Here is a 22,022-nt window from a genome sequence, read left to right as displayed (position 1 = left end):
TCCCGTTGGCCCTGAATCTTTTTTGAGTGCGCGCTGCTGTGGCAGCGAGCACTTGCCCCGTTTCCAGAGAGTGGAGTCTCCATGAAATTTTCCATTTCGCGTGAAGCCCTGCTGCGCCCACTGTCCCTGGTGGCGGGTGTGGTTGAGCGTCGTCAGACGCTGCCGGTGCTATCCAATGTATTGCTTGAAGTTTCCGACCAGCAGTTGTCGCTGACAGGCACCGATCTTGAGGTCGAGCTGATCGGTCGTGTCGAGCCGAGCCGTGTCGATGAGCCGGGCTCGGCTACCGTGCCTGCACGCAAGCTGATGGATATCTGCAAGTCACTTCCGGATGGCAGTGAAATCACGCTGGCGCTGGAAGAAGGGCGTGCCATTCTGCGTAGTGGCCGCTCCCGCTTTACCTTGTCGACACTACCGGTCGCTGAGTTCCCGAATATCGATGATGGTCAGGGCGATGTCACCATCAGCTTGCCGCGCGGTACGCTCAAGCATCTGATCGATGCGACATCTTTCGCGATGGCGCAGCAGGATGTGCGCTACTACCTCAATGGCATGCTGCTCGAGCTGACCAGCAATATTGTGCGTACCGTGGCAACGGATGGCCACCGCTTGGCAGTCTGCGAGCAGGCGGCTGATATCAGTGTCAGCGAATCCCAGAAGCTGATCATTCCGCGCAAGGGTATTCTGGAGCTGGCACGTTTGTTGGATGGTAGCAATGAGCCGATGACTCTGACCGTGAGTGGCACGCATGTGCGCGCTCAGACTGGTGATTTCACCTTCACTTCCAAGCTGGTTGACGGCAAGTTCCCGGATTACGAGCGTGTTGTGCCGCGTGGTGGCGATAAGGTCATCATTGCTGAGCGTGCCGAGCTGCGTCAGGTACTGTCGCGTACGGCGATTCTCTCCAATGAGAAGTATCGCGGGGTACGCCTGCACCTTGAGGCCGGTAACTTGCGTGTGCTGGCTAATAACCCGGAGCAGGAAGAGGCCGAGGAAAACATCAGCCTCGACTACCAGGGGGCGGGTCTGGAAATCGGATTCAATGTTGGTTACCTGATTGACGTGCTAGGCGTGCTGGACTCGGATCGTGTGCAATTGACGCTCTCTGATGGCAATAGCTCGGCACTTCTGGAAGAGCCAGGTGGTGGTGATGCGCGTTACGTAGTTATGCCAATGCGCCTGTAATTATAAAATAAACCATATAAAACAGTATCTTGAATCATAATGATGCTGTTCCCATCAGTGATGTAGCGCAACAGTTAACGACAACACCCATGATCCTCTTGGCCGACGATCATGGGTGTTGTCATATTAGTGCCGCGAGTTTTTCTTTTCAGTCCACGCCGAGGCCGCCATGGCGCTTGAACGTCTGCAATTCCAGAACCTGCGTAATCTGGCGCCTGTCGACATGGTGCCAGAGCGAGGAATCAATCTGGTGAGTGGTGCTAATGGCAGTGGCAAATCGAGCCTGCTAGAAGGCATCCATGTACTTGGATTGGCGCGCTCTTTCCGCACCCATAAGCTCAAGCATGCTATCGCCCATGATACGGCAGGTATGACATTGTTCGGGCGTCTGTCGGGAGAGCCATCGCGGCCCTTAGGTGTGCGACGAGATCAGGCGGCTGATGGTCTTGAGATGCGGTTGGATGGCGAAAAAGTCGAGCGTGTCGCACAGCTTGCCCAGGCGTTACCCCTGCAATTGATTAACCCGGATGCTTTCCGATTGCTGGAAGGCTCACCCTCCGCACGGCGTGAGTTTCTCGACTGGGGTGTGTTTCACGTGAAACATGACTTTTTCGATGTCTGGCGCCGCGTGCGGCGCGCCCTCAAACATCGGAACGCGCTGCTCAGGCATGGTAAGATGGACGCTCAGGCACTGAACGTCTGGGATCGTGAGTTTGCTCACTGGAGTGAATGTCTCGATGCCCTGCGCATGGAATACATGCAAGCGCTGGCACCGTTGTTTCAGGCCACGCTTGCCGAGTTGATTGAATTACCCGAGCTCACCCTGCGCTATCAGCGCGGCTGGGACACCAAGCGCTCACTAGGTGAAGTGCTTGCCGCCGGCCGTGATAGCGACAGCCATATGGGATTTACCCAGACGGGGCCGCAGCGCGCTGACCTACGTATTCGTCTAGGGCGCCGGCCTGCGGTCGAGGTGCTGTCACGCGGCCAGCAGAAGCTGGTTGTCAGTGCTCTCAAGCTGGCTCAGGGGCGATTGCTCGAAGAAATGAACGGACGTACCTGTGTCTATCTGATTGACGATCTGCCAGCGGAATTGGATGGCGAACATCGCCGTCTATTCTGCCAGCTATTGGCTAGCCTCGATTGTCAGGTCTTCGTGACCTGCGTCGAACCCGAAGCATTGGATCGGGTATGGCTGCCAAACACGAATGTCAGAATGTTTCACGTGGAACACGGGCGACTGCACACGGAATGATTTCACGACGGAGAAGCCAATGAGCGAACAGGCTTACGACTCATCGAGCATCAAGGTCCTCAAGGGACTAGATGCCGTACGCAAGCGCCCCGGTATGTATATCGGTGATACCGATGATGGCACGGGGCTGCATCACATGGTGTTCGAGCTGGTGGATAACTCCATCGACGAGGCACTGGCAGGGCACTGTAGCGAAGTCCGGGTGGTCATCCACGCAGACGAGTCGGTTTCCGTTAGTGATAACGGCCGTGGAGTACCGACCGAGATTCACGAGGAAGAAGGCGTCAGTGCTGCCGAAGTTATCATGACGGTACTACACGCTGGCGGTAAGTTTGACGACAACTCCTATAAGGTTTCCGGTGGGTTGCACGGCGTGGGTGTCTCGGTCGTTAATGCACTGTCTGAAGAGCTCAAGCTGACCATCTGGCGTCAGGGTAATGTTCACGAACAGATCTATCGTTACGGCGAGCCGCAAGCTCCGCTGGGTGTTGTGGGCAAGACTGAAAAGACCGGCACTCTGGTCCGCTTCAAGCCTTCCGACCGGACCTTTGCCAATATCGAGTTCCATTACGATATTCTGGCCAAGCGCCTGCGCGAGCTGTCCTTCCTGAATTCCGGTGTGGCGATTCGTTTGATCGATGAGCGCAGCGGCAAGGAAGAGCTGTTCCACTATGAAGGCGGCCTGAAGGCATTCGTCAATCACATCAATACCAATAAGACGCCACTGAATCCTGTATTCCATTTCGAAATGGAGCGCGAGGACGGCATCGTCGTTGAAGTGGCGATGCAGTGGAATGATGGCTTCTCCGAAAATATCTTCTGTTACACCAACAATATTCCGCAGCGTGATGGTGGGGCTCACCTGGCAGGTTTCCGTGCTGCGTTGACGCGTACCCTCAATAGCTATATTGAGGCGGAAGGTTTGCTCAAGAAGTCCAAGGTTGGCACCACTGGCGATGATGCCCGCGAAGGTCTGACCGCGATCATCTCGGTCAAGGTGCCGGACCCGAAGTTTTCCTCGCAGACTAAAGATAAGCTAGTCTCTTCTGAGGTCAAGACTGCGGTCGAGCAGGAAATGGGCCGGTTGTTCTCCGAGTACCTGATCGAGAAGCCCAACGAAGCCAAGGGCATCGTCAACAAGATGCTGGATGCAGCGCGCGCGCGTGAAGCCGCCCGTAAGGCGCGTGATATGACGCGTCGCAAGGGTGCGCTGGATATCGCGGGCCTGCCGGGTAAATTGGCAGACTGTCAGGAAAAAGATCCCAGCCTCTCTGAACTGTACCTGGTCGAGGGTGATTCAGCTGGTGGTTCAGCCAAGCAAGGGCGAGATCGTCGTACTCAGGCGATCCTGCCGTTGAAGGGCAAGATCCTCAACGTCGAGAAAGCACGTTTCGACAAGATGCTGTCTTCTGTCGAGGTTGGCACGCTGATCACTGCTCTGGGCTGTGGTATTGGGCGTGAAGAGTTCAATCCGGACAAGCTGCGTTATCACTCTGTCATCATCATGACGGATGCCGACGTTGATGGTTCGCACATTCGTACCCTGTTGCTGACTTTCTTCTTCCGTCAGATGCCGGAGCTGATTGAGCGTGGCCATATCTTCATTGCTCAGCCGCCGCTTTATAAGATCAAGCGTGGCAAACATGAGCAATACTTGAAGGACGAGCAGGCGCTGCAGGATTATCTGACCGCCACCGCGCTCGACGGCGGCAAGCTGCACGTGAATAGCGAAGCGCCGGGTATTGGTGGTACTCAGCTGGAGACGCTCGTCAGCCAATATCGCGGCGTGATGAAGCGTATTGATCGTTTGGCGCGTGTATATCCTTCTGCTGTGCTGCGCAAGATTGTGCATGCACCGCATATTGATGAAGTGGCCTTGGCCGACGAAGCACAGGTACAGAGTTGGATTAATGGCCTTCAGCATGAGATGGATGAGCTGATTGCCTATGAAGGCGGCCCTCATTACGACTTCAGCATCAGCCACGATACTGAGCGTAATCTCTACCTGCCGGCAGTGACATTAATGGCACACGGTGTCACCAGTGATTATCTGTGGGATATCGACTTCTTCAATTCTGCCGATTATCGCGAGCTGAGTGAGCTTGGTTCGATGCTTAACGGATTACTGGAAGAAGGTAGCTTTGTCTCGCGTGGCGAGCGCAGGAAAGAAGTCGTTACTTTCTACGAAGCACTCGACTGGCTAATGAAGGAAGCAGCGCGTGGTTTCAGCATTCAGCGCTACAAAGGGTTGGGCGAGATGAATCCGGGCCAGCTGTGGGAAACCACGATGGATCCAGAACATCGCCGCATGCTACGCGTCACCATCGAAGATGCGGTGAGCGCTGACATGATGTTCAATACCCTGATGGGTGATGAAGTTGAACCGCGTCGTGACTTTATTGAGCGCTTCGCGCTGGTCGCCAATCTTGATGTCTGATGGCATGAAGATGCGCGGTAATTAAAAAACGGCCCCTGATCATTGATCAGGGGCCGTTTTATAGGACTCCATCAGATAGTCAGCTTGTCAGCCACTTATCGATACACTTTCCAGTCATCTCTGAGGTTGCGATACCAAGGTGATCGACATTATCCATTACTTCCAGTTGCGTTTTTTCATGGAATGGCAGCAGGCTGTTCCCTAGTCGTTCGGCATGAAAGGCTTCATCATGCTCTCCAATCATCGCTAGTAGCGGTACTCCATGTTGAGCCAGCATCGCGAGATCACGCTGATAATGCTGTGGATTGATGCCTTGCATCATTCGCCAGGAATAGGCAGAAGTGGTATTTGAATCACGATATTGTTTCGGGATGTTGAAAGTCAGTACTTCTAAATGATCGCACGCATGAATGCCGAGTCCTGCAAGCAGGCTACAAAGCAGCATTTTCGGTATGTTAGGAGTCGCCCATGTGGAGTCGTGGCGCGTATTGGGAGCGCGATAATGAAGATAGGGTGCCAGCAATATAACTCCGGCAAGGGATATATCTAACGGTTGCCGTCGTGAAATATCAGCAGCAAAGCGCAGTGCCAATCCGCCGCCTGCGGAGTGACCAGCGATGAGTAGAGTGGCTTTTTTCGATAGTGCCAAGGATGTGATGAGATCTTCAATATCCTCTTCCAGCTGCTGACTGTGATCAATATCCCCCCGTCGAGCAGGTGCAGGACCGTGGCCACGTAGATCCGGTGTATGAATGTGATATCCAACCGTTGCGAGCTGTGTCGCTAAGGTGGCGAGATAGCGGCTATCGCTACTGGATCCGTGGATAAGGATGATATGTCTCTCGTCACATAGTTGACTTGCTTCAGATACTTTCATTGCAGAGTAGTGTCGGCACCCCAATGAGCTACCATCACGGCAGGTATAAGGCTCTAGTGAGGCAGGGATTGACCATGTAGCTTTGTCTGCTAGAAAAGTAGTGAAATCAAAAGCATGATCGCTTTTCTCTGGCATTGGTGGTTACCCAGGCAAGTACGGCAAGAAAGAGGTGACTATCTGAATGTTTTAACAGCATAGCGATATTGTCAGGCATGGATCTTTTTTGTAACGAAAAAAAACCGATCTCTGTATGGGCAGAGACCGGTTTTTAAGCATGAAGCGTTCTATTAATACTCAAGTCAATTAATAACGCTTACATACTGACTTAATGCGCTTGATTCAGGAAGCCTTCGTCAAGCTTCAGCTCTTCATTCAGGTTCACACCAATATCGCGTGACAGGATATTGGTGGCAATCTGCTTGGCTTCTTCCAGAGAGTGCATCTGGGCGGTGCCGCACTGATAGATGTTGAGCTCAGGAATCTCTTCCTGGCGTGCCACGTTCAGCACATCCTGCATGGCAGCAGACCAGGCAGTTGCTACGCGGGCTTCTTCCGGCTCGCCAATCAGGCTCATATAGAAGCCTGTACGGCATCCCATTGGTGAGAGGTCGATAATTTCGACGTCGTGACCATTGAGGTGATCGCGCATGAAGCCGGCGAACAAGTGCTCAAGAGTGTGAATGCCTTTCTCGGAAAGAATCTCTTCGTTAGGCACACAGAAACGCAGATCGAAAACGGTGATGTTGTCACCCTTCGGCGTTCCCATCTTCTTGGCCACACGTACGGCGGGAGCCTTCATGATGGTGTGGTCGACGGTAAAGCTATCCAGTAATGGCATGTGAAGCCTCCAAGCATGAGGGGAAGGAGAGAGCAGGTATTACCTACGCTGTTTCATGCTTGAAGGGTAGCATATCGCTGCCTGTCATTAGAGTGATATGCGACAGTGCGAACGGCTCGATAGTGCCAGCAGTCAGAGATAGCTCTCGGCCGCCGCTTCACAGCCATTGCAGCTACGCTGGGACTTTCCCGGCTCGCCCTCGGATGGCTCATGATTGAGCTCGCCATCCAGTAGACGATTGGTGAAGTCGGCCAGATTGGCGACTACCAGCACATCCTTCAAGCCTTCACCGTCCGCAAGCGTCTTCTGTCCCTTGCCCGTCATGACCAGCGCCGCACGACAACCTGCCTTCTGACCCGCCACGAGATCACGCAGGCTGTCTCCCAGCATCCACGCACCATCAAAATCAGGGATCTGGAGTGCGTCTTGAATCTGGTGTAGCAGGCCTGGCTCGGGTTTACGGCAGTCACAGCCATCATCCGGACCATGCGGGCAGTAAGCGATGTGTGCGATGTCACCGCCTGCGGCTTTCACCAGTTGAATCATCTTGGTGTGCATGGCCTCAAGCTCGCGGTGACCAAAATGGCCACGGGCGATACCGGACTGATTGGTCGCGACGGCCACGGTATAGCCAGCACGGGTCAGGCGTGCGATGGCCTTGATGGAAGTAGGATATTCGATCCACTCTTCAGCGTTCTTGACGAAGGCGTCGGAGTCTTCGTTGATGACTCCGTCACGGTCGAGCACGATCAGTTTACGCATGGTCAACTCTTCACATCAGGGCAGTCAGGGGCGTCAGCCAGGCTGCTTGTCAGGGGGTCGCCGCTTGCCTTGAGGAAAAGTCGTGACCATGGTCACGACATGACGCTCACACGGGTAAACAGGCAAATGGCGCCGAGTGCTTGGAGACATGAACCTTGCAGTAACATGCTGCTGCATTTCTCGAACACTGTTTCTATACTGGGATTCTAGTGCGACCTAGGTAGGGTATCAAGGCGGAATTTGTGACTTTCACCGCTGTTTGCGTGAAATCCTGTCACGCAACGCCATATTCCATGATGCTCAACACGCAAAGAACCCCGCCATGGCGGGGTTCTTTGCGTGTTACATAGGTTGCACTCGATAATACTATCGAGCGCAACAGTGCCTTACTGAGTCAGCAGACTGATGTCCGCCACACCCATGAACAGGCCTTGCAGGCTAGCCAGCATCGCCAGACGATTGGCACGTACGGCCGCATCGTCAGCATTGACCATGACCTGATCAAAGAAGGCATCGACCGGCGCGCGCAGGCTGGCCAGTGCATCGAGAGCCTCCTGGTAGCGCGCAGTCGCGAACAGCGGTGCCACTTCGGCGCCACGTGCCTTGAGGGCTTCTGCCAGCTCTTGCTCGGCAGTTTCGCTCAACAGACTTGCGTCCACCTCGGTACGGCCATCGTGCTCGGCCTTGGCAAGGATGTTGGACACGCGCTTGTTGGCAGCAGCCAATGCGGCCGCTTCCGGACGCTCACCGAAGGCGTGCACTGCGCGCAGACGACGTGCGAAGTCCAGCGGGTTGCTGACCTTCAGCGTGCGTACGGCCAGATACAGCTCGGCACCCATGCCTTCGTCATTGGCCCAGGCGCGGAAGCGATCGAGCATGTACTCAAGCACGTCCTCGACTAGACCCTCGGCCTTGGGCAGATCACGATGCTGTTCGGCGCTGACGGTCAGCAGCTCGCGCAGGTCGAGATCCAGTTCGCCCTTGATCAGGATGTTGAGCACCCCGATGGTGGCGCGACGCAGTGCGAACGGATCTTTGGCGCCCGTCGGACGCTGACCGATACCGAAGATGCCGGTCAGGGTGTCGAGACGGTCTGCCAGGGCGACCGCCATGCCTGCCTTGGTCGTGGGAATCGCATCGCCGGCGAAGCGCGGCAGATACTGTTCTTCCAGCGCACGCGCGACGGTGGCATCTTCGCCATCGTGACGGGCGTAGTAGTGGCCCATGATGCCCTGCAGTTCCGGGAACTCCAGCACCATCTCGGTGACCAGGTCGGTCTTGGCCAGCTGTGCGGCGCGTGCGGCGTGATCGATATCAGCACCGATACGTTCAGCAATATGACGTGCCACGGCTTCGCTGCGGCGTGCCTTGTCAGCCATGCTGCCCAGCTTCTGCTGGAAGACGACGCTCTCGAGCTTCTCGCGACGCGATTCCAGCGTGCTGCGCAGGTCGGTCTCGTAGAAGAAGGCGGCATCGCCCAGACGCGGACGAATCACCTTCTCGTTACCGGAGATGACCTGCTGCGGGTCCTTGCTCTCGATATTCGCGACGGTGATGAAGGCCGGCATGAGCCTGCCGTCATCATTGAGCAGGTGGAAATACTTCTGATTGGCCTTCATGGAGGAAATCAGGCACTCCGATGGCACTTCCAGGAAGCGCTCATCGAAGGTGCCCGTCAGTGCGACCGGCCATTCCACGAGGCCATTGACCTCGTTGAGCAGCGCCTCGTCGATGACGGCGTTGGCACCATAGACTTCTGCTTCGGCCTGGACCTGCTCGCGAATACGCTCGCGGCGTACCTCACGGTTGGCCAGCACACGGGCATTTTCCAGCACGTCGAGGTAGTCCTCGGCGTGGGCCAGAGTGATGGCCTGCGGGGCGTGGAAGCGATGACCGAAAGTGGTACGGCCAGCATTGAGACCGAGTACGCTCGAATCGATGACTTCACTGCCGTACAACGCGACCAGCCAATGTACCGGGCGTGAGAATTCGATGCGCGAAGCACCCCAGCGCATGTTCTTGGGCACTGGCAGACGCGCCAGCACTTGCTCAAGCATGGTCGGCAGCAGGGCGGAGAGATGCTCGCCCGGTTGGGTGTGACGGTAGCCGAGCCAGGTACCCTTGTCGGTTTCCAGCTCAATCAGATCACTGACCTCGACACCACAGGAGCGGGCAAAGCCTTGCACTGCGCGCGTCGGCTCACCGTCCTTGAAGGCGGCGGCCTTGGCCGGGCCGCGCTTCTCTATCTCACGGTCCGGTTGGCGCTCGGCCAGTGACTCGATCATGACTGCAAGACGACGCGGGGTAGCGTAGGCGCGGACTTGGCCGAAGGAAACTTCAGCGTCGCGCAAGCTATCGGCCAAGCCATTGGCCAGGCTTTCAGCCAGTGCATCGATGGCGCCCGGCGGCAGTTCTTCGCAGCCCAGTTCGATCAGCAGAGTATTCACGGAGGCCATGCTTACGCGTCTCCCTCGGTAATGGTGTCATCGGCAGCGAGCAATTCATCACGCAGCGCCTTCGGCGCCAGCGGGAATCCTGCGGCCTTGCGGGAAGCGTAATAGGCGTGCGCCACATCACGTGCTAGCGTCCGGACGCGCAGAATATAGCGCTGACGCTCGGTGACCGAGATGGCGTGGCGGGCATCCAGCATATTGAAAGTATGTGATGCCTTCAGTACCTGCTCGTAGGCTGGCAGCGGCAGATTGGCGGCTAGCAGCTTCTGGCACTCACTTTCGCTGTGATCGAAGGCAGCGAACAGCTCCGGCACGGCAGCATGCTCGAAGTTGTAGGCGGACTGCTCCTTCTCATTCTGCAGGAAGACATCACCATAGGTGACGACCGAGCCATCCGGTGCGGTGGTCCAGATCAGGTCGTAGACGCTGTCCACGTCCTGCAGGTACATCGCGATGCGCTCAAGACCGTAGGTCAGCTCGCCGGTGACCGGGAAGCATTCGATACCCCCTGCCTGCTGGAAGTAGGTGAACTGCGTCACTTCCATGCCGTTGAGCCACATTTCCCAGCCGAGGCCCCAGGCGCCAAGCGTCGGAGATTCCCAGTTGTCCTCGACGAAGCGGATGTCGTGGACCAGCGGATCAATGCCCAGACGCTCCAGTGAGCCCAGATAGAGCTCCTGCAGGTTAGCCGGTGACGGTTTCATCACCACCTGGAACTGATAGTAGTGCTGTAGACGATTGGGATTTTCGCCATAGCGGCCGTCGGTAGGACGGCGGGAAGGCTGCACGTAGGCAGCGTTCCAGGTTTCAGGTCCGATGGAACGCAGGAAGGTCGCTGGGTGGAAAGTCCCTGCCCCAACCTCCATATCCAAAGGCTGCAGGATGATGCAACCCTGTTCGGCCCAGTATTGCTGCAGGGCCAGAATCAGGCCCTGGAAGGTTTTCACGTCTGGCTGTGTCATTGGTGAAGCCCGTTGGCCCATGAATTCGAGAACTGCCAAGTATACAATCCCCGCTTATAGGGTTATAGGCCGCAGATGAAACCGAGTGCGTGCCATTTCCAAATTCTGATGCGTCGCGTCCATGCACGAACGCATTGCGTACAAGCCTCTAGAGGCTATGGGAGCTCAACATGATCGTCGTTACCGGAGGTGCCGGCTTCATCGGTGCCAACATCGTCAAGGCACTCAACGACCGCGGCCGTACCGACATTCTGGTGGTGGATGACCTGAGTGACGGTACCAAATTCGTCAATCTGGCGGATCTGACCCTCGCCGACTATCTCGACAAGGACGATTTCCTGATTCGCGTCCAGTCGAGCCTGATGGGTGAGTATGCCGAGCTGCCGAAGATCGAGGCGATCTTCCACGAGGGTGCCTGCTCCGATACCACCGAGTGGGACGGCCAGTTCATGCTCGAGAATAACTTCGAGTATTCCAAGGTGTTGCTCAATTTCTGCGAGGCAAACCAGATCCCGCTGCTGTACGCCAGCTCTGCAGCGACCTATGGCGATAGCCAGGTCTTCAAGGAGACGCCGGAGTTCGAAGGGCCGCTCAACGTTTATGGTTACTCCAAGTTGCTGTTCGATCAGCATGTCCGTCAGCGCTGGGATAGCTTGACCACCCAGGTGGTCGGCTTCCGCTATTTCAACGTCTATGGCCCGCGTGAGCAGCACAAGGGCAAGATGGCCAGCGTGGCCTATCACCATCACACCCAGGTGAAGGCGGGCGAGAACCCGAAGCTGTTCGGCGCCTACGATGGCTATGAAGCCGGCATGCAGAGCCGTGACTTCGTCTACGTCGGTGATGTGGTTGATGTGAACCTGTGGTTCCTCGATCACCCGGAAGCCTCCGGCATCTTCAACCTGGGCACCGGCCGTGCCGAGCCTTTCAAGGCGATCGCCGAGACCGTCATCGAGTACTACGAGAAGGGCGAGATCGAGTACATCGACTTCCCGGAAAACCTCAAGGGCCGCTATCAGAGTTACACGCGTGCCGACATTGGCAAGCTGCGCAAGGCGGGCTGCAACGTCGAATTCAAGACCGTCGCCCAGGGCACCCGCGCCTATCTCGAATGGCTGAATCGCTGAGCTTGAAGACCTGCATCGCAAGTGTGATGGGGCAGGCGAGCCGAGATGGCGAGCATCCGCAAAGAGGGTTGGCCGTGAAGAGGAGCAAGGCATGAGTGAGCGCATTCTGGTGGTCGGACCTAGCTGGGTCGGCGACATGGTGATGGCGCAGAGCCTGTTCATGACGTTGAAGCAGCGCTCGCCCGGCTGCCGGATCAGTGTGCTGGCGCCCGCCTGGTCGCAACCGATCATTGAGCGCATGCCCGAGGTGGAAGAGGCATTGGCGCTGCCAGCAGGGCATGGTGACTTTGCTCTCAAGGCGCGCTGGCAGCTGGGGCGCGCGTTGCGTGGGCGCTTTGATCGCGCCATCGTGCTGCCGCGCTCGTGGAAGTCAGCCTTGGTGCCGTTCTTCGCCCGTATCCCGGTACGCGTTGGCTTCACCGGTGAGCAGCGCTACGGCCTGCTGACTGAGTGTCGCAAGCTCGACAAGTCGGTGCTCGATCAGACCGTCAAGCGCTTCACCTCGCTTGGTTTACCGGTCGTTGAGGCCAATCCACCTGCCAATATCCTCGAGCCGCACCTTGAGACAGATAGCGCCAATCAGGCGCGTCTGCGTGGGGAATTGGGGCTGGTCGCACCGCCCAAAGCCATCATCGGCATGATGCCGGGGGCGGAATATGGCCCAGCCAAACAATGGCCGCTGGCACACTTTCGTGCGCTGGCAGAATCCTTGACTCAGGCAGGTGCAGAGGTGCGTATCTTCGGTGGCCCCAAGGATGTCGCGGCAGGGGAGGAGATTGCCCAAGGATTGCCGGGCGTGCATAACTTGTGCGGCAAGACGCGGCTGGCAGATGCGGTGGATCTGATCGCCGAGTGTCAGGAAGTGGTCAGTAATGATTCGGGGCTGATGCATGTCGCTGCTGCTGTTGGGGCCCGCATTCAGGGAATCTACGGCTCCTCGTCGCCACATTACACGCCACCGCTGACGGCCAATCGCGAGATTCACTGGTTGGCGCTGGAGTGTTCGCCGTGCTTCAAGCGCGTATGCCCGCTGGGACATACCAACTGTCTGAACCATCTGCCGCCTGAGCGGCTTCTGGCAGCGATCACGCTTGCCGATGACAACCAGGAAGCTCTGCCTTCGTGATGACGCCATACACCCTTGATGAGGACTGCCGGTGAGTTCGCAGCACATTCGCACGACAGAAGACCTCATTCATCCACGTATGCGTGGCGCCATGCGTCGTGCACATCGTCTCGAGGCGCTACGTGGCTGGTGCGAGAAGCATCTGATTCTGCCGTTCAGTCGCGGGTGGTTATCGCGTTGGCAGGCATCACGCTGGCGCCATGGCGGACTTGAACGGCGCGGATTGCCACGCCACGCGGTGGAGTCTGTTCTCGGTCAGGAGGCGCTGACAGTCTGGGTCAATCCGCGAGAACTGGTGCGCGACGTCAACTTCGGGCGTGACAAGCGCAGGCGGCCGTCCTCCAATGCCTTTATCTGGGATGGCGAATGGGACCTGCGGCGTGGTGCTTTTCGTCACGGCACGCGTTCACGCTTGATGCGTGATCTGATCGAACATGGTGATGATCTCACGGTGATCGAGCGCTATCAGCGTCTGAAAGCGTTGCTGGAGGCCGGCAAGCCGTGGTCATCACCGCGTGATGGCCTCCTGCTGGATAGTGAGGCACGTATCCTGGGATATCTGCAGTGCTATCGTGGCTACCTGCAGGACATGTCACGCAATGGTTTCCGTCAGGGCATCACCAAGGATGAGATGGGCGTGGCAGTCTCGCGCGATGGCCGTCTGCTCAAGATCAACCGGGGACTGCATCGCTTGGCGATGGCGCAGCAGGTGGGCGTACCCAGCGTGCCGGTGGTCGTGAAAGCAGTGCATCGTGAATTCTGGGAGCGGGTCACGGTGGGCGCTGAGGGTGACGAAGCGCTACGCCTTTTGAGCGAGGCCCTGCGCGATTGTCATCCTGAAAGCGAGGCAGGTCCACTGGACCCGACGGCCTACCCTGACCTGAAGATAGATGAGGGGTGGCCTGATCTACGCGATCTCGATGATTGATATTTTTCCGATAATGCATTGATTTATAAAAATTAAAAAGCCTGTTTCATGTGAGATGTTTCACATGAAACAGGCTTTTTTGGATCTTGGCATATTTCTGTACTGCCACGTATCTTGAGCGAGCTATCTTGAGCGCATCAATCGCCGATAAAGCGCGAGATAGGCCTCGCCCATGGCGCTGGGGGTAAAGCGGGCAAGATGAGCACGCGCACCAGTGACGAGTCGCTCACGGCGGGGCGCATCCTCGGAGAGCGCTGTAATAGCTGTTGCCAGTGCTTGAGCATCCTGACCGGGTACCAGCACGCCAGTCTGGTCGTCATGCACGATATCGGGAATGCCATCCACGTTGCTGGCGATGACAGGGACACCGTGATCCATCACATCCAACAGGATAGAGCCCAGCCCTTCATTGCGTGAGGGAAAGGCAAACAGATCAAAGGCGTCGAGGTAGTCGCCGACATTGGTGTGGAAACCTTCCCAGACGAGGTTGTCGAGATCAGCACTTTCCGCCTTGAAGGCCGCCTCATCTTCCCCTGCACCCAGGCAGACGAACAGCAACCCGGGATGACTCGCGCGCAGCAGATGTGCGGCCTCGATCAACAGGCGCTGGCCCTTGTGACGATCTACCAGTGCGCCAACATGCCCGATGACGAAGCGGCCTCCTGCGGGCGTATTGCCGAAGCGCGCACGTAGTGCCGCCACGGACTCGGAATCACTGGGCAGATGGGCGAGGGTGCTGGGGATCAGAGCGGTTTCGCCCCAGTGACGCTCGCGCAGATGTGCTTCGATTACCGAGGAAATCGCCACACGGCAGGCCGCAGCGCGATAGGTCAGTCGGTTGAAAGCCTTGTTCTTGACCGGCTGAGGTACACGACGCGTCAATAGATAGGGAGTCCCTGTCAGGCGCTGGTGTAGCCATGCCCAATGCACCGCCTTGGCTTCATGCGCATGCACGATATCGGCGCGTGGCCGACCGCGATGGCCCCTGAAGCGCCCGCTGATTTCGATCACCTCTACCGTGACGGGCAGCTCAAGTGCCGCCAGTTCGGTAATCAATGGCGAGCCGGTGAGGCATACCAGCGATTGGTTGATTGCCTCACCTTCGGCTGTGCGCCGCGCTAGATCCGCGATCAGATTCAGCGTCTGACGCTCGCCGCCGCGAAACCCACGTGCCAGATTGACGTGACGCACGTGAAGAGGGCGCATCATGGAAAGGGCGGCGTTTTCGGGCGTGGCAGTCGTGGTCACCATACCTTGTTGAAATCCTCTGCCTCGCGCACCTTGGCATCGCGCTGGAATTCGAGCAGCTTGGCGTATTTCAGATAGGCGTTGACGCTGGCGGACAGTGCCACCGAGAAACCATCCACGCCATCGCGGAAGCCCGCCTGGAAGACGAATTTGCGCATGAAGGCATTGCTGCCATGCAGGAATGGCGTGAATGCGTTGGCGCGTTTTCCCTTTTGATACATGATCTTGGCGGCGCGATTCGAGAAGCGGCCGCTGGCCTTGACGAATAGCTCACCAAGATTGGCGAAGCTATAGTGCTCAAGGTCCGCGTCCAACTCACAGGGGTTGGTGGCCTGTACCGAGCTGTGTTGGCGCGAGTCACGGAAGGCTACCTTCTCGCGGTCATAGAGGCGCAGGCAGTAATCAGGGTACCAGCCAGCGTGACGCACCCAGCGTGAGCCAATGAAGTTACGACGGCGCAGCGCGAAGCCATCATGCGGTGTGCTATCGAGCGCCAGGCCATGAATGGCTGTGACGGCACCGTCAGTGAGACGCTCATCAGCATCCAGGGACAGCACCCAGCGGTGCGTCGCTTGCGCCGGGCCGACATTCTTCTGTGGCCCATCCCCGAGATAGGGTTGATCGATCACGCTGGCCCCCATGTTGCGCGCCAGCTCACAGGTCGCATCACTGGACCCGGAATCGACCACGATCAGCTCATCGCAGACCTGTGCCAACGAGCGCAGGCAGTCTTCGATGTTGTGTGCTTCATTGAGCGTGATGACGCAGCCCGTGATCTTGTTACTGGTGGAAGTGCTCGCGCGATCGGGATTCATGGCGGGCGGGGTCTCGTCGGCTGAATTCATGACGGTCTCATTCGTGGCAATCTCGGACATGACGCGCTTGGCCTCAAGGTCGATCTCAAAAGACGTTTCCTGCCAGTATCGTACACTGCCTGGCGGGTAGTGCCCTTAGATGGCCTGGTCGGTAGAGTGATAGGCTGCGTGAATATGCGCCAGGCAGGCAGCATGATGATCTGGGCAGAAACGTGCGAGCGAGCGAGCGAGACGGGACAAATTGGCTCCGCGCCAGCTTGCACCCTGTGGCGCATCGTCGTGTAGCTGGCAACGATCCAGGTCGATCACGTAGACGTGCCCAGCCTCATCAACCAGCAGGTTGCGCGCATTGAGATCGACATGCTCAAGACCCGCATCGTGCACGGCACGAATGGCGCGACCGGTGGTGTCGAGTAGAGTGAGCATGGCCGCTGGCATTGGCTCGCTGGTGGACAGCTCCAATGCCTGTAGCGTCATCAGGTCATCTGCGAAGGCATGCGCACCGGGAATCAGCACCGTGATCAGCGCCGCTTCGTAGGTCAAGCCATGACGCCAGACACAGGCGCCAACGGGTTCTGGCACTGGCAGGCCCTGACGATGCAGCTGGGCCGTCAGGCGCAGTTCAGCGAAGGCGCGGGTACGCTCCAGTCCGGTATAGACGTAGCGGTGACTGGCAAGTTTCGCGATCAGGCCTCCGCGTCGATAAGGGCGAAGTGCCCACTGTCGGGCCAATGCTTGAGCCGGGGATTCATGCTGTAGCGAGGCTGGTAGCCGCGCGGGCGCGAGGAATAAACTGGCTCCTCGCCCCGGAGCTTCACCGGTCACGGCAGCGTGTTTACGCCAGAACGATGGCGTGAACCAGTCCGGCGTCATTTGTGGCGCTGTTTCGCCATCATATAGAATGTAGGCATTCTCATTTCGGAAAACTGCCATCCGCATGAAGCATCCTCTTCCAGCCCAGCCCGCGCATATCTGCGTGCTCCGGCTCTCCGCTCTCGGCGATGTCTGCAATCTTGTGCCGACGGTGCGTGCCTTGCAGCGCCAATGGCCTGAGGTACGCATTACCTGGATCGTCGGCAAGGGGGAGCACAGTCTACTGTCCGGCCTTTCCGGGGTCGAATTCGTGGTCTACGACAAGTCTACCGGGCTTGCCGGTATGCGCTCCATCTGGCGTCAGCTCAAGGACACTCGTTTCGATGTGCTGTTGCACATGCAGCAGGCGCTGCGTGCGAGTGCGTTGTCGCTCGGCCTCAAGGCTGATGTGCGCATCGGTTACGACCGTGCACGCGCCAAGGACTGGCAGTACCTTTTCACCTCGCATCAGCTGGCGCCGCGTGAGCGTGCTCATGTCCTGGAGTCGTTCATGGACTTCGCGCGCACACTGGGCGTTGAGGACTGTCGTCTCGATTGGCATCTTGACGTACCTGATGAAGCTTACGTCGAAGCCGCGCGAGTGACGGGGGAAGCGCCGTATCTGGTGATCAGTCCCTGCGCCAATCCGCGTCTGCGCAACTTCCGTAACTGGTCAGCTGAAGGTTATGCCGCGGTGGTGGATCACGCCTGGCAGCAATACGGCATCCGCAGCGTGATGACAGGAGGCGGTAGCCCACAGGAGCGAGAAATGGGCGCACGCATCAAGGCGATGGTCAGTGAGGGCGCCGTCATTGATGCGATCGGCGAAACCTCGCTCAAGGGCTTGCTGGCGCTGATCGACCGCGCCGTCGCCGTGATCGCGCCGGACTCCGGCCCCGTGCATATGGGCAATGCCTTGAATACGCCGGTGATCGGTTTGTACGCCACGACCAATCCTGAGCGCGCCGCGCCTTATTGCTGGCAGCATCTGGTGGCCAATCGCTATCCGGATGCGGTGGAGACGTATCTGCACAAGCGCATGGATGAGATCAACTGGGGCCAGCGGGTACGCCATCAGGACGCGATGAGCCTGATTCGTGCTGAGGATGTCATCGCGCGGCTGACCGAGTTGCTGGCGGATACTGACGGCGTCGTGAGCCATCAAAGCTGCGAACGACTCCCGGTGCCCACTGTCTCAACAGACACCTTTGTTGATGCCGCCCCTTCTGATTCCCCCTCTGCACGCGGAGACGCCTGATGAAGCTTGACCTGACTGCGCTGGAACAGGCTCGCCTGCTGATCGTGGGTGATGTGATGCTGGATCGTTATTGGCACGGCGGTACCTCACGTATCTCGCCGGAAGCGCCGGTACCGGTGGTCCGTGTCAACGAAAGCGAAGATCGCCCCGGCGGTGCCGCCAACGTTGCGCTGAATATTGCCTCGCTGGGAGCGCATGCCACCTTGGCAGGCGTGGTGGGCCAGGATGACAACGCCGCCATCCTGACGCGCGCGCTGGAAAACGCCAATGTCATCACGCGTTTTCAGTCCAGTGACAGCGTACCGACCATCACCAAGCTACGCGTGATGAGCCGCAACCAGCAGCTGCTGCGGCTCGATTTCGAGGAGCCGCTGCATGAGGTGGATACCGGTGAGCTGGTGAGTCATGTCGAGGCGGAGCTGGGCGCCAGCGGCGTGATGATTCTTTCCGACTACGGCAAGGGTACGCTGAACCAGGTCGAGGTACTGATTGCCGCAGCGCGAGCTGCGGGCAAGCGTGTGCTCGTCGATCCGAAGGGCAGTGATTTCTCACGCTATCGTGGCGCCAGCATCATCACGCCCAATCTGACCGAGTTCGAGACCATCGTCGGCCCATGCCGTAGCGATGAAGAGCTAGCGGAGAAGGGCGAGAAACTGCGCGCTGAACTGGCACTGGAAGCGCTGCTGGTCACGCGTAGTGAAAAGGGCATGACCCTGATTCGCGAAGGTCATGCGCCGCTGCATCTGCCGACGCATGCGCGTGAGGTCTATGACGTCACGGGTGCCGGTGACACCGTCATTGGTGTGCTCGGGCTGGCACTGGCGGCGGGCCATGCCTTCCCGGAGGCTGTGATGCTGGCCAACCTGGCGGCGGGACTTGTCGTCGCCAAGCCGGGTACCGCAACACTGTCGGTCGCTGAGCTCTATACCGCGCTGCATGGCGACAAGCTGGCAGAGTTTGGCGCGATTCAGGAGCATACGTTGATTCCCGCAGTACGTGCCGCACAGGCACGCGGTGAGCGCGTGGTCATGACCAACGGTTGTTTCGACATCCTGCATGCTGGCCACGTGGCCTACCTGCAGGAGGCCGCGCGTCTCGGTGATCGCCTGATTGTTGCGGTCAATGATGATGCGTCCGTCGCACGCCTCAAGGGCCCGACACGTCCGATCAATCCGATAATGCGCCGTATGCAGGTATTGGCCGGTCTCGGGGCGGTCGCTTGGGTGGTGCCCTTTGCGGAAGATACGCCAGCGCGCTTGATCGAAGCTGTGCTCCCCGACGTGCTGGTCAAGGGTGGCGATTATCTGCCTGAAGAAATCGCCGGGGGCGAGGCCGTGATTGCCAATGGGGGTGAGGTGCGTGTGCTTGGTTTCGAGGATGGCGTTTCCACCACCGCGATGATCGCCACTATTCTTGATCGCGAGGACTAGGTGTGAGCCTTGCCCGTGGCCTCTATAGTGCTGCCCTGACCCTGCTGTCGCCATTGATCTGGCAGCGGGTCTGGCGCGAGCATGATGACCAGCATCCGCGTTGCGAGCGGCTGGGCATCATTCCAGCAACCCCTTCAAGCACACCCGCGCTCGAGAGTCCTATCTGGCTACATGCTGCCTCACTGGGTGAGGTGGTGATGGTAGCGAGTCTTGTCGAGGCACTGCGCCGTCGCTATCCCACGCGACCGCTGGTAATGACGACCATGACTGCCACAGGCGCCGCACAGGCCGCGCGGCTTCTGCACAGTCCTGAAGGCAGTGCGGTGCTGGCGCCTGCTCGTCATCACTATCTACCCTTGGACTTCCCGTGCACCGCACGGCGCTTCGTCACACGCCTGCGTCCGGCGCTTGCCATCCTGGTGGAAACCGAGCTGTGGCCGAATCTGATGGCGGCATGTGCCAGAGAGGGGGTGCCATTGGGCGTCGTCAATGGACGTCTATCACCGCGCGCTTTCGATCGCTATCGAAAGGTGGCGAGCGTCATGCGCGAGAGTCTGGCGAATGTCAGCTGGTTGGGCGCCAAGGCGCCAGAAGACCTGGAGCGCTTCATTGCACTCGGACTACCGGCTGCCCGCGGCGTCACGGTGGGGTCACTCAAGTTTGAACTTGAGATATCTCCACAGGTGATCACCAGCGGACAGGCACTGCAGGTGCAATTTGATGGGCGCCCAGTCTGGATTGCGGCTTCAACGCATGAAGGTGAGGATGCTCAGATACTGACGGCGCATGCGGCGGTACGAGCACAGCACCCTGACGCGTTGCTGCTGCTGGTGCCACGCCATCCGCAGCGTTTCGAGGCGGTAGCGGCTCAGAGCGACACGTGGTGTCAGTCACGAGAAGAAACGAATCTACGTCGCAGCCACATGCATGCTGCAAGCTCGTTGAGCGACCCGGCCATTTCGGTACTGGTGGGTGACTCTCTGGGAGAGTTGCTCACACTGTACGCTGCCAGTGACATCGCTTTTGTGGGCGGCAGTCTGGTGCCTGTCGGTGGCCATAACATGCTTGAACCTGCTGCGCTGGGACTACCCCTGTTGAGTGGCCCGTCGCTGGCTAACTTCAACGAGATCGCTGAAGTGATGACGGAAGAAGGTGCGTTGCAGGTGGTGGCTGATAGTGAGGCATTAGCGGTTGCCGTCGCCGCACTGTTCGCGGATAACGTAATGCGTAAGCAGGCCGGTGAAGCGGCCCGTCAGGTAGTTGCACGTAATCGTGGCGCACTGTCAGGCTCCTTGGCGGAGATTGCCATCTTGTTGCCCGCATGAGTTGGTTAGCGCGCCTTTTGCGGGCACTAACCGATTTTTCAAAACAAAAGCGCCGCACAATTGTGCGGCGCTTTTGTTTTTATAGCCCTTCGCTCAGTCGATGCTTGGGTGGCAATCAATCATCTCTGCTGTCACGCACAGCTCTGGGTCCAGTGTGCCCAGGCAATCACGCGCTGCCGGATGGCTATTGCTGATCACCACATCGAAGTCGCTGAGTGGCGCGATAAAGGCGGGCCGCACCATTTCAAATTTACGGGCATCGACGATCAGAAAGCGCTGCATGGCACTTTCCAGCGCCGCCTGCTTGGCGGCCACTTCATGGAAGTGAAAGCAACTGACGCCACGGCTGGCATGTACGCCGCCGGCCGAGATGAAGGCCTTGTTGATCCCGAGGCGACGGATCGTTTCCGGCATATCGGTGGCGGTAAAGGACTGGGTAGCGGCGTGAAACAGCCCACCGAGCATGACCAACCGAACGCCGGGCAGATGACCAACCGCATTGGCAACATTCAGAGCGCAGGTCACTAGCGTCAATGTCTGCTGGCGGTTCAGTGCTGCAGCCAAGTGGACCAGCGTCGTGCCGCAATCGACATACAAGGTGTCACCATCCTCGATATGACTCGCCAACTGCTGGCATAGTGCTTGCTTTATCGGAGCGCTGGCATCGATTTCACGCTCCAGGCGATAGACGCTACCAGCGGAAGCCTCTGCCAATAGCAGACGGCCGCCAAGAATCTCCAACAGGCCGTTGCTGTGGGCCACATCGCGGCGAATAGTCATCTCCGAGACACCACATAACTGTGCCGCGTCACTCAGTGGTAGAGGGCTACCCTCACGCAGGATGGCCTGTAGGCGATCAAGACGTACAGCGCTGTGATTGTTCATGCGGCAGTGTCCTTTTTTGCCGATAACGATGATGAAGCGTTGGCCGAAGCGTGGCGCTGTCGAGTCACGCGATGTGTCGCGCAGAGATGATAAACCACTGACATACAGGGAGAACCTGTAAATCGATGGCAAAGGTCTCACGAAGCCACTGTATGGCAAGTCGGAAAATGTTCAAACGAACGTATTGACTATTTGGTCAGTATGTGACTTTTTGAACATGTTGAGAATGCAGAGTAACACTGTCATCCGTTGAGAAACG

Annotated in this window: 18 protein-coding genes; 9 read left to right on the top strand and 9 right to left on the bottom strand. The window is 58.0% G+C overall.

Annotation, left to right across the window (positions count from 1 at the left end):
• The first annotated feature begins 81 nt into the window (after nucleotides 1-81).
• The 3 genes from dnaN to gyrB all read left to right on the top strand — a co-directional run bounded on the left by dnaN (nucleotide 82) and on the right by gyrB (nucleotide 4,877).
• A complete protein-coding gene (gene dnaN / locus CFN46_RS11360) occupies nucleotides 82-1,185 on the top strand; it encodes a DNA polymerase III subunit beta (protein ID WP_024951038.1) in 1,104 nt (367 codons plus the stop codon).
• A gap of 169 nt (nucleotides 1,186-1,354) precedes the next feature.
• On the top strand, nucleotides 1,355-2,440 hold the full coding sequence (recF, locus tag CFN46_RS11355) for a DNA replication/repair protein RecF (protein WP_088743594.1): 1,086 nt from the start codon (nucleotides 1,355-1,357) through the stop codon (nucleotides 2,438-2,440).
• A gap of 19 nt (nucleotides 2,441-2,459) precedes the next feature.
• Nucleotides 2,460-4,877: a DNA topoisomerase (ATP-hydrolyzing) subunit B gene (gyrB, locus tag CFN46_RS11350; RefSeq protein WP_088743593.1), complete on the top strand. Its 2,418-nt coding sequence runs from the start codon at nucleotides 2,460-2,462 to the stop codon at nucleotides 4,875-4,877.
• A 79-nt stretch (nucleotides 4,878-4,956) separates the two neighbouring features.
• Here gyrB and CFN46_RS11345 read toward each other — a convergent pair whose 3' ends face one another.
• From CFN46_RS11345 to glyQ, 5 genes are all read right to left on the bottom strand, one after another.
• Nucleotides 4,957-5,889, bottom strand: coding sequence for an alpha/beta fold hydrolase (locus CFN46_RS11345; RefSeq protein WP_088743592.1), 933 nt, complete (start codon nucleotides 5,887-5,889; stop codon nucleotides 4,957-4,959).
• A 190-nt stretch (nucleotides 5,890-6,079) separates the two neighbouring features.
• On the bottom strand, nucleotides 6,080-6,592 hold the full coding sequence (gene luxS / locus CFN46_RS11340) for an S-ribosylhomocysteine lyase (protein ID WP_088743591.1): 513 nt from the start codon (nucleotides 6,590-6,592) through the stop codon (nucleotides 6,080-6,082).
• A gap of 132 nt (nucleotides 6,593-6,724) precedes the next feature.
• Nucleotides 6,725-7,354 (bottom strand): D-glycero-beta-D-manno-heptose 1,7-bisphosphate 7-phosphatase, encoded by a 630-nt coding sequence (gmhB, locus tag CFN46_RS11335; RefSeq protein WP_084487955.1) that lies wholly within the window; start codon nucleotides 7,352-7,354, stop codon nucleotides 6,725-6,727.
• 386 nt (nucleotides 7,355-7,740) lie between these two features.
• Nucleotides 7,741-9,810 carry a glycine--tRNA ligase subunit beta gene (glyS, locus tag CFN46_RS11330; RefSeq protein WP_088743590.1) on the bottom strand — a complete coding sequence of 690 codons (2,070 nt, stop codon included), beginning with the start codon at nucleotides 9,808-9,810 and terminating at the stop codon, nucleotides 7,741-7,743.
• Between the two features lie 2 nt (nucleotides 9,811-9,812).
• Nucleotides 9,813-10,769 (bottom strand): glycine--tRNA ligase subunit alpha, encoded by a 957-nt coding sequence (gene glyQ, locus CFN46_RS11325; RefSeq protein WP_088743589.1) that lies wholly within the window; start codon nucleotides 10,767-10,769, stop codon nucleotides 9,813-9,815.
• A 170-nt stretch (nucleotides 10,770-10,939) separates the two neighbouring features.
• On the opposite strand from glyQ, the gene rfaD reads away from it, so the two are divergent.
• From rfaD to CFN46_RS11310, 3 genes are all read left to right on the top strand, one after another.
• The gene (gene rfaD, locus CFN46_RS11320) at nucleotides 10,940-11,896 is read left to right on the top strand and encodes an ADP-glyceromanno-heptose 6-epimerase (protein ID WP_024951556.1); all 957 of its coding nucleotides are present in this window, start codon (nucleotides 10,940-10,942) and stop codon (nucleotides 11,894-11,896) included.
• A gap of 91 nt (nucleotides 11,897-11,987) precedes the next feature.
• Nucleotides 11,988-13,022 (top strand): lipopolysaccharide heptosyltransferase II, encoded by a 1,035-nt coding sequence (gene waaF, locus CFN46_RS11315; protein WP_024951555.1) that lies wholly within the window; start codon nucleotides 11,988-11,990, stop codon nucleotides 13,020-13,022.
• 31 nt (nucleotides 13,023-13,053) lie between these two features.
• On the top strand, nucleotides 13,054-13,950 hold the full coding sequence (locus CFN46_RS11310) for a hypothetical protein (protein ID WP_024951554.1): 897 nt from the start codon (nucleotides 13,054-13,056) through the stop codon (nucleotides 13,948-13,950).
• Nucleotides 13,951-14,073: 123 nt separating this feature from the next.
• Here the strand turns inward: CFN46_RS11310 and CFN46_RS11305 are convergent, their stop codons facing one another.
• The 3 genes from CFN46_RS11305 to CFN46_RS11295 form a co-directional block, all read right to left on the bottom strand.
• Complete coding sequence (locus tag CFN46_RS11305; protein WP_246116469.1) at nucleotides 14,074-15,201, bottom strand: glycosyltransferase family 4 protein; 1,128 nt, start codon at nucleotides 15,199-15,201, stop codon at nucleotides 14,074-14,076.
• Complete coding sequence (locus CFN46_RS11300; protein WP_246116470.1) at nucleotides 15,195-16,043, bottom strand: glycosyltransferase family 2 protein; 849 nt, start codon at nucleotides 16,041-16,043, stop codon at nucleotides 15,195-15,197. Before CFN46_RS11300 ends, CFN46_RS11305 begins: the two co-directional genes overlap by 7 nt.
• A gap of 105 nt (nucleotides 16,044-16,148) precedes the next feature.
• A complete protein-coding gene (locus CFN46_RS11295; RefSeq protein WP_088743588.1) occupies nucleotides 16,149-16,952 on the bottom strand; it encodes a 3-deoxy-D-manno-octulosonic acid kinase in 804 nt (267 codons plus the stop codon).
• Here CFN46_RS11295 and CFN46_RS11290 point away from each other — a divergent pair.
• Genes CFN46_RS11290 through CFN46_RS11280 form a run of 3 tightly spaced genes read left to right on the top strand, consistent with a single transcriptional unit; the run spans nucleotide 16,951 to nucleotide 20,878 of the window.
• Nucleotides 16,951-18,123 carry a glycosyltransferase family 9 protein gene (locus tag CFN46_RS11290; protein ID WP_088743587.1) on the top strand — a complete coding sequence of 391 codons (1,173 nt, stop codon included), beginning with the start codon at nucleotides 16,951-16,953 and terminating at the stop codon, nucleotides 18,121-18,123. The two genes, CFN46_RS11295 and CFN46_RS11290, sit on opposite strands and share 2 nt — an antisense overlap.
• A complete protein-coding gene (hldE, locus tag CFN46_RS11285; RefSeq protein WP_088743586.1) occupies nucleotides 18,123-19,553 on the top strand; it encodes a bifunctional D-glycero-beta-D-manno-heptose-7-phosphate kinase/D-glycero-beta-D-manno-heptose 1-phosphate adenylyltransferase HldE in 1,431 nt (476 codons plus the stop codon). The genes CFN46_RS11290 and hldE overlap by 1 nt, the downstream gene beginning before the upstream one ends.
• Nucleotides 19,554-19,555: 2 nt before the next feature.
• Nucleotides 19,556-20,878, top strand: coding sequence for a 3-deoxy-D-manno-octulosonic acid transferase (locus CFN46_RS11280; RefSeq protein WP_088743585.1), 1,323 nt, complete (start codon nucleotides 19,556-19,558; stop codon nucleotides 20,876-20,878).
• Between the two features lie 93 nt (nucleotides 20,879-20,971).
• Here CFN46_RS11280 and CFN46_RS11275 read toward each other — a convergent pair whose 3' ends face one another.
• On the bottom strand, nucleotides 20,972-21,763 hold the full coding sequence (locus CFN46_RS11275) for a DeoR/GlpR family DNA-binding transcription regulator (RefSeq protein WP_088743584.1): 792 nt from the start codon (nucleotides 21,761-21,763) through the stop codon (nucleotides 20,972-20,974).
• Nucleotides 21,764-22,022 lie beyond the last annotated feature (259 nt).

It is taken from the genome of Cobetia sp. QF-1, assembly GCF_002213105.1.
GTDB lineage: Bacteria > Pseudomonadota > Gammaproteobacteria > Pseudomonadales > Halomonadaceae > Cobetia > Cobetia crustatorum.
The sequence above is the reverse complement of the archived record's forward strand: the minus strand, read 5'-3'. Positions and strand labels throughout refer to the sequence as shown.

Coding starts and splice junctions, on each gene's coding strand:
- dnaN (WP_024951038.1), top strand. CDS start 82: ATGAAATTTTCCATTTCGCGTGAAGCCCTGCTGCGCCCACTGTCCCTG.
- recF (WP_088743594.1), top strand. CDS start 1,355: ATGGCGCTTGAACGTCTGCAATTCCAGAACCTGCGTAATCTGGCGCCT.
- gyrB (WP_088743593.1), top strand. CDS start 2,460: ATGAGCGAACAGGCTTACGACTCATCGAGCATCAAGGTCCTCAAGGGA.
- CFN46_RS11345 (WP_088743592.1), bottom strand. CDS start 5,889: ATGCCAGAGAAAAGCGATCATGCTTTTGATTTCACTACTTTTCTAGCA.
- luxS (WP_088743591.1), bottom strand. CDS start 6,592: ATGCCATTACTGGATAGCTTTACCGTCGACCACACCATCATGAAGGCT.
- gmhB (WP_084487955.1), bottom strand. CDS start 7,354: ATGCGTAAACTGATCGTGCTCGACCGTGACGGAGTCATCAACGAAGAC.
- glyS (WP_088743590.1), bottom strand. CDS start 9,810: ATGGCCTCCGTGAATACTCTGCTGATCGAACTGGGCTGCGAAGAACTG.
- glyQ (WP_088743589.1), bottom strand. CDS start 10,769: ATGACACAGCCAGACGTGAAAACCTTCCAGGGCCTGATTCTGGCCCTG.
- rfaD (WP_024951556.1), top strand. CDS start 10,940: ATGATCGTCGTTACCGGAGGTGCCGGCTTCATCGGTGCCAACATCGTC.
- waaF (WP_024951555.1), top strand. CDS start 11,988: ATGAGTGAGCGCATTCTGGTGGTCGGACCTAGCTGGGTCGGCGACATG.
- CFN46_RS11305 (WP_246116469.1), bottom strand. CDS start 15,201: ATGGTGACCACGACTGCCACGCCCGAAAACGCCGCCCTTTCCATGATG.
- CFN46_RS11300 (WP_246116470.1), bottom strand. CDS start 16,043: ATGAATTCAGCCGACGAGACCCCGCCCGCCATGAATCCCGATCGCGCG.
- CFN46_RS11290 (WP_088743587.1), top strand. CDS start 16,951: ATGAAGCATCCTCTTCCAGCCCAGCCCGCGCATATCTGCGTGCTCCGG.
- CFN46_RS11295 (WP_088743588.1), bottom strand. CDS start 16,952: ATGCGGATGGCAGTTTTCCGAAATGAGAATGCCTACATTCTATATGAT.
- hldE (WP_088743586.1), top strand. CDS start 18,123: ATGAAGCTTGACCTGACTGCGCTGGAACAGGCTCGCCTGCTGATCGTG.
- CFN46_RS11275 (WP_088743584.1), bottom strand. CDS start 21,763: ATGAACAATCACAGCGCTGTACGTCTTGATCGCCTACAGGCCATCCTG.